The 5,980-nt window shown below is 71.0% G+C and carries 4 protein-coding genes; 1 reads left to right on the forward strand and 3 read right to left on the reverse strand.

The genetic code is table 11. The annotated features are described in order from the left end of the window. Both E1165_RS27465 and E1165_RS27470 read right to left on the reverse strand, forming a co-directional pair. A partial coding sequence (locus E1165_RS27465) for a UPF0182 family protein (RefSeq protein WP_207917059.1) occupies positions 1 to 2,710 on the reverse strand: 2,710 nt, incomplete at its 3' end. Between the two features lie 116 nt (positions 2,711 to 2,826). Beyond that, entirely contained in the window at positions 2,827 to 3,840 is a 1,014-nt protein-coding gene (locus E1165_RS27470; protein WP_165945343.1) for a PDZ domain-containing protein, read from the reverse strand. Between the two features lie 183 nt (positions 3,841 to 4,023). Between E1165_RS27470 and E1165_RS27475 the strand changes: the two genes are divergently transcribed. Then, positions 4,024 to 5,217 (forward strand): zinc-dependent metalloprotease, encoded by a 1,194-nt coding sequence (locus E1165_RS27475; RefSeq protein WP_132394610.1) that lies wholly within the window; start codon positions 4,024 to 4,026, stop codon positions 5,215 to 5,217. Positions 5,218 to 5,350: 133 nt separating this feature from the next. Here E1165_RS27475 and E1165_RS27480 read toward each other — a convergent pair whose 3' ends face one another. Beyond that, positions 5,351 to 5,950: a hypothetical protein gene (locus E1165_RS27480; RefSeq protein ID WP_132394609.1), complete on the reverse strand. Its 600-nt coding sequence runs from the start codon at positions 5,948 to 5,950 to the stop codon at positions 5,351 to 5,353. Positions 5,951 to 5,980 lie beyond the last annotated feature (30 nt).

Here is a 5,980-nt window from a genome sequence, read left to right on the forward strand (position 1 = left end):
GGGTGTCACCGGCCGACGGTGGGGTGCCCGGCGTGGCCCGCTTGCCCTGGTCGACGAGCTGCTTGATCCCGTCGGTGATGTTGTCGGCCAGCACCACGTACGAGCCGCCGTCGCCGTACGACAGCAGCACCTTCTGCAGCAGCGGGTAGGCGTCCTGCTGGTTGCTCTTGACGTACACCGGCTCGACGTAGAGCATCCCGTCGCCGAACGGCAGGGAGAGCAGGTTGCCGTACTGCACCTGCGCCTGGTTGGACGAGAGCAGGTTGAGCTGCTGGCGGATGTTGGCGTTGTTGGTCATCTGCTGGTGCACCTGCGCCGGACCGGAGATCCGGGTCTGGTCCGGCAGCTCCAGCACCTCCAGTTGGGGCCGGCCGTCGACGTACGACCCGGAGATCAGCGCGGCGAGGTTCTGCCGCCCGTTCGGGGTGACCGCGGCGGTGAGCTGGAACCGGGGCGCCTGCTGCCCGGGGAACTGGGTGAACAGGTAGTACGGCGGCTGCCGCTGCCCGGTGTCCGGCGCGTCCGGCACGTTCGGTACCTGCCAGAAGTCCTGGCCGGAGTAGAAGTCGCCGGGGTCGGTGACGTGGAACTTGGTGAGCAGGTTCCGCTGCACCTTGAACATGTCCACCGGGTAGCGGAAGTGCTCGGCCAGTTCCGCCGGGATGGCGGTCTTCGGCAGCACCAGGTCACCACCGAAGGCCTTGTTCCACGCCTTGAGCACCGGGTCGTTCTCGTCGAACTCGTAGAGCCGGACGGTGCCGTCGTACGCGTCGACGGTGGCCTTCACCGAGTTGCGCATGTAGTTCACGTTCTCCCGGGCCAGTTGGAACGTGCCACGGTTGGTCAGCTCGTCGGCGGTCTCGCTCTGGAGGTTGACCCGCTCGGCGTACGGGTAGGTCGCGGCCGTGGTGTAACCATCGATGATCCACTGGATCCGGCCGCCGACCACCGCCGGGTACGGGTCGCCGTCGAGGGTGAGGAAGGGCGCGACCTTCTCCACCCGGTCCCGCGGGTTGCGTACGTAGAGCAGCCGGGAGTTGTCGTTGACCGCCTCGGAGAGCAGGAAGTTGCTCTCCTGTTCCTTGATCGCGTACAGCAGCCGCCGGGTGAACGAGCCGATCTCGACGCCACCCTCACCGGTGTAGGTGTAGTACTGCTCGCCGCCCGTGGTCGGGGTCGGCCGGTCGAACTCGGCGTGCTTGCCCTCGTCGGTCTGCCCGACGATGGCGTAGTCGTTCGGGCCCATCCGCTCGCCGTAGTAGATCCGCGGCTGGCTGGCCGGGATCTGCTCGGCCTGCGAGGAGCACGCCTCCTGCGCCTTCTCGCCGAGGAAGCCGGAGACGAAGTACGGCTGGCCGCCGCAGACCACCTGGTTGGCCGGGGCGGCCACGAGGCCGTACCCGTGGGTGTAGACGGTGTGCTTGTTGATCCAGTTGCTCTGCTGGTCGGTCAGCTCGTTGTAGTTGATCTCACGGACGCCCACCACGTAGTCGGAGGTCTTGTTCGCCACCGAGTACCGGTCGATGTCGAGCTTCGGACCGAAGTCGTAGAAGCCACGCACCTGCTGGAGCTGGGTGTACGTCTCGGAGACCAGTTGCGGGTCGAGCAGCCGCACGTTCGGCACCACCGCGGTGTCGGAGACCAGGCTCGCCGGTGGCGTCAGGTTTCTCGCCGCGTACCCGGTCGTCTTCGTGTCGGCGAGTTCGAACGCCGCCCGGGTGGCCGTGATGCTCCGCTCGATGTACGGCGCCTCCTTGTCCCGGGCGCTCGGCTTCACCTCGAAGGTCTGCACCGCCCACGGGTAGATGCCGCCGATCGCGACGGCGGAGACGCCGAGCAGCGCCAGCGAGATGCCCGGCCAGACCAGGTTCCGCATCACCGCGTTGGAGAACACGATGATCGCGATCGCCACCACGACGGAGATCCAGGCCAGGATCTCCTTGGCCGGCAGGAGCGCGTTGACGTCGGCGTAGCCGGCGCCGTAGAGCTTCGCCCCCTCGTTGTACTCCAGCAGCATCGCCCGCCGGTCCAGCACGTACGCGACGGCCTTGAGCAGGACGAAGACGGCGACCAGCGTGCTGAGGTGAGCCCGCGCCGCGTTGGTCATCCGGTCGCCGACGCCCTGCAGCCGCACCCCGCCGAAGACGTAGTGCGCGGCCAACGCGCCGAGCAGGGCGAGCACCACCGCGGTGAAGCCGACGCCGAGCAGGTAGCGCAGGAAGGGCAGTTGGAAGACGTAGAACCCGACGTCGACGCCGAACTCCGGGTCCTTGACGCCGAACGAGCCACCGTTGCGGAACAGCAGCCACTGGCTCCAGCGGCCCTGCGCCGACAGGCCGGCGAAGAGCCCGAGCACCGCCGCGACAAGGCTGATCCAGGTGCCGATCCGAGGGCTGAGCAGCATCCGGTACCGCTCCAGGGTGGCCTGCTCCAACGAGTGCGGTCGCAGCATCGGCCGCAGCCGGTACGCCAGCCAGAGGTTGCCGCCGACGAACACCGCCAACCCGACGCCGACGGCGAGGAACAGCAGCAGTCGGGTGACCAGCACCCCGGTGAACACCTGGGTGTAACGGACCTCCTGGAACCAGAGCCAGTCCGTCCACGCCTGGACGCCCCAGCCGAGCAGGGTGAACAACACGAACACCCCGACCAGGACCCCGATGGTGACGCGTCCGCGCCGACTCATCCTCGGCAGGGGGCTGCTACGCATGACCACTGTTGGCTCCGCACGCTCGATGTGATCGGCTCCGGACAGGCACCCAGAGTACGGGGTGTTCCTGACAGTGTCCGGTCACGGTCATGCCACGTCGCCGCCGGCGTCGGCGATCAACAGCGCGGCGGCTGCCCCCCGGACCGCAGCGTCTCCAGCGCCGTCAGCGCCTCCGCCAGCGAACCGACCTTGATCAGGGGCAGGCCGGGCTGCGGGTTGCGGACCGCCTCGGCGCAGTTCCCGGCCGGCACGAGAAAGACGGCGGCCCCGGCCTCCTTCGCCCCGACCAGCTTCTGGGCGATTCCGCCGATCGGGCCGACCCGCCCCTCGTCGTCGATGGTGCCGGTGCCGGCGATGATCTTCCCGCCGGTGAGGTCGTCCGGTTCGAGCTTGTCGACGATGCCGAGGGCGAACATCAGCCCGGCGCTGGGCCCGCCGATGTTGTTCAGGTCGATCTTGAGGGTGAACGGATGCGGCTGGCGCTGGTCGGGCACCAGGCCGATGCGCGGCCGGCCGTCCTGCTCGCGGCTGGTGACGGTGGCCTTCCCGGCGACTCCGTCCCGGGTGTAGCCGATCGTCAGCGCGGTGCCGGCCGGCTTGGCCCGGACCAGTTCGACCAGTTTCGCCGCGGTAGTCACCTTCGCCCCGTCGACGGTGGTGATGACGTCACCGGCCCTGAGCAGGCCGGCCGACGGGCCGGCCGCCGTCACCTCCTTGACCACCACCTGGACCGGGTAGCCGAGTTCGACCAGGGCGGCCGTCTCGGCGCTGGTCTGCGAGTTGCGGAAGTCCTCGGCGTTGCGCTTGTCCACCTCGTCCTGGCTCTCGTCCGGCGGGTAGACCAGCTCGCGCGGCACCACCGCCTCGTCCTTCGACAGCCAGCCGGCGATCGCCGCGCGTAGCTTGACCGTGGGCTGCACACCCACCGTGGTCATCCGCAGCTGCCCGGCCGAGGTGGACGTCGACCGGCCGCTGACCTGGATGATCTCCTTGCCGTCGGAGGTGCCGAGAGTGTCGACGGTCGGACCCGGGCCGAGCACCACGTACGGGATGGGCGCGCCGAGTACACCGATGCTGAGCAGGGTGGTGAGCAGAGCACCGAGCAGGACGGTCACGCCGCGACGTCTCATGCGGCAGAGCGTACCGACCGGGGTGGTGGTGGCCGGACGATGCGCCGACGACTTCGCCCTCAGCGCAACGCCAGTGTCGGCGACCTGCGGCACGGCCCGCGTACCGTAGACGTCGTGCCTGATATTCCGTTCGGTTTCGCGCTTCCGGGTGGGCAACCACCAGACCCCAACGACCCCGCGCAGATGCAGCAGTTCATGTCGCAGTTGCAGCACCTGCTCTCCGCGTCGGGCAGCGGACCGGTGAACTGGGACCTGGCCCGTCAGGTCGCGGCCAGTCAGCTCGCCGCCTCCGGCGACCCGGCGGTCTCGCCGTACGAGCGGCACGCGGTGGAGGAGGCGCTGCGGATCGCCGACCTCTGGTTGGAACCCGCCTCCGACCTGCCCTCGGGCATCCGCACGTCGGTCGCCTGGAACCGCAACGAGTGGATCTACAAGACGCTGGACGTCTGGCGCAAGCTCTGCGACCCGGTGGCCAGCCGGATGGTCGGCGCGATGGGTGACCTGGTGCCGCCGGAGGCCCGCGCCCAGCTCGGCCCGATGCAGTCGATGGTGGCCACCCTCGGCGGTGCGCTCTTCGGCGGGCAGCTCGGCCAGGCACTGGGATCACTCGCCGCCGAGGTGCTCTCCGCCGGCGACATCGGCCTGCCGCTCGGCCCGGCCGGCACGGCGGCGTTGGTCCCGGCCAACATCCGGGCGTACGGCGCGGGCCTGGAGCTGCCCGAGGACGAGGTACGCCTCTACGTCGCCCTGCGTGAGGCGGCCCACCAGCGGCTCTTCGAGCACGTGCCGTGGCTGCGCGGGCACGTGCTGACCGCGGTGGAGAACTACGCCTCGGGCATCCGGGTCAACCGGGAGGCGATCGAGGAGGCGATGGGGCGGGTCGACCCGACCGACCCGGAGTCGATGCAGGCCATCGCCCTGGAGGGCATCTTCACGCCGGAGGACACCCCGGCGCAGAAGGCGTCGCTGGCCCGGCTGGAGACGGTGCTGGCACTGGTCGAGGGGTGGGTCTGCCACGTGGTGGACAACGCCGCCGGTGAGCGCCTGCCCAACGTGGTACGCCTCGGCGAGGCGTTCCGCCGCCGCCGGGCCGCCGGCGGCCCGGCCGAGCAGACCTTCGCCGCGCTGGTGGGGCTGGAGCTGCGTCCACGTCGGCTGCGCGAGGCGTCCGCGCTCTGGGCCGCGCTCACCACGCACCGGGGCATCGCCGGCCGGGACGCCGTCTGGGGCCACCCCGACCTGCTCCCGTCGGACGACGACTTCGCCGACCCGGTGGCCTTCGCGACCCGCAGCACGGATCTGGACGACGAGCTGGCGAACTTCGACTTCACCGCACCCGGCGGTCCCGAGGAACAACCCCCCACCGAAACCTCCTGACAGTCACCCCCGGCGTCACCCGTGCCGTCTGCTCGGCCGACTCCGGGCTGCGGGCGTCGTCCTACGGTTTCCGCCGCGCCGGATGCCGCCGTCCGGCGCGATCCGAGAGGAGGCCGCAGGCTGGGGCGTGCGGTCAGTACGGGGCGGAGAGCAGGGCGCGGGTGGTCTCCCAGCCCTCGACGGCCGGGTCCAGGGCCGCCAGGTCCGCCGGGCCGCGCAGGCGGCGCCAGGCGGGGGTGACCGCGACGTCCCCCGGGGCGGGGGCCGCCCGGCGCAGGTCCGCCGGGGCGGCGGTGTCCAGGTCCAGCACCGGCAACCAGGCCGGTACGGGCAGCCGCGCCGCCACGCCGAGCAGGCCGGGCCCGTCACCGTCGACCGGGGCGACCGCGACGGGCCGGCTGGTCAGTGGCCGGAGCAGCTTGCCCAGGGTCAGGCCGGGCAGGTCGGGGGCGTCGGCGGCGACCACGGCCGCCTGGTCGTACCCGGTCAGGGCCGCCAGGGCCGCGTTGACGGTCGGTTCCGGCACCTCGTGGATCGCCGTGCCCGGCCAAACCACCGCCTCGGCCAGCCGGCGGTCCGCCGGAGTGACCGCCACCGCAGTCTCGACCTCGGACAGGGTGGCGAGCAGGTCCACCACGTCCTCCGCCAGCGCGGTACGCCAGCCCGTCGGGTCGATCCCCGGCGGCGTCCACGCCACCGGAGCCAGCAACGCCACCACCACACGTCGGACCACGCCCCGACCCTAGCCGCCCCGATCCCCCTG

This window comes from Micromonospora sp. KC723 (assembly GCF_004348595.1).
Taxonomy (GTDB): domain Bacteria; phylum Actinomycetota; class Actinomycetes; order Mycobacteriales; family Micromonosporaceae; genus Micromonospora.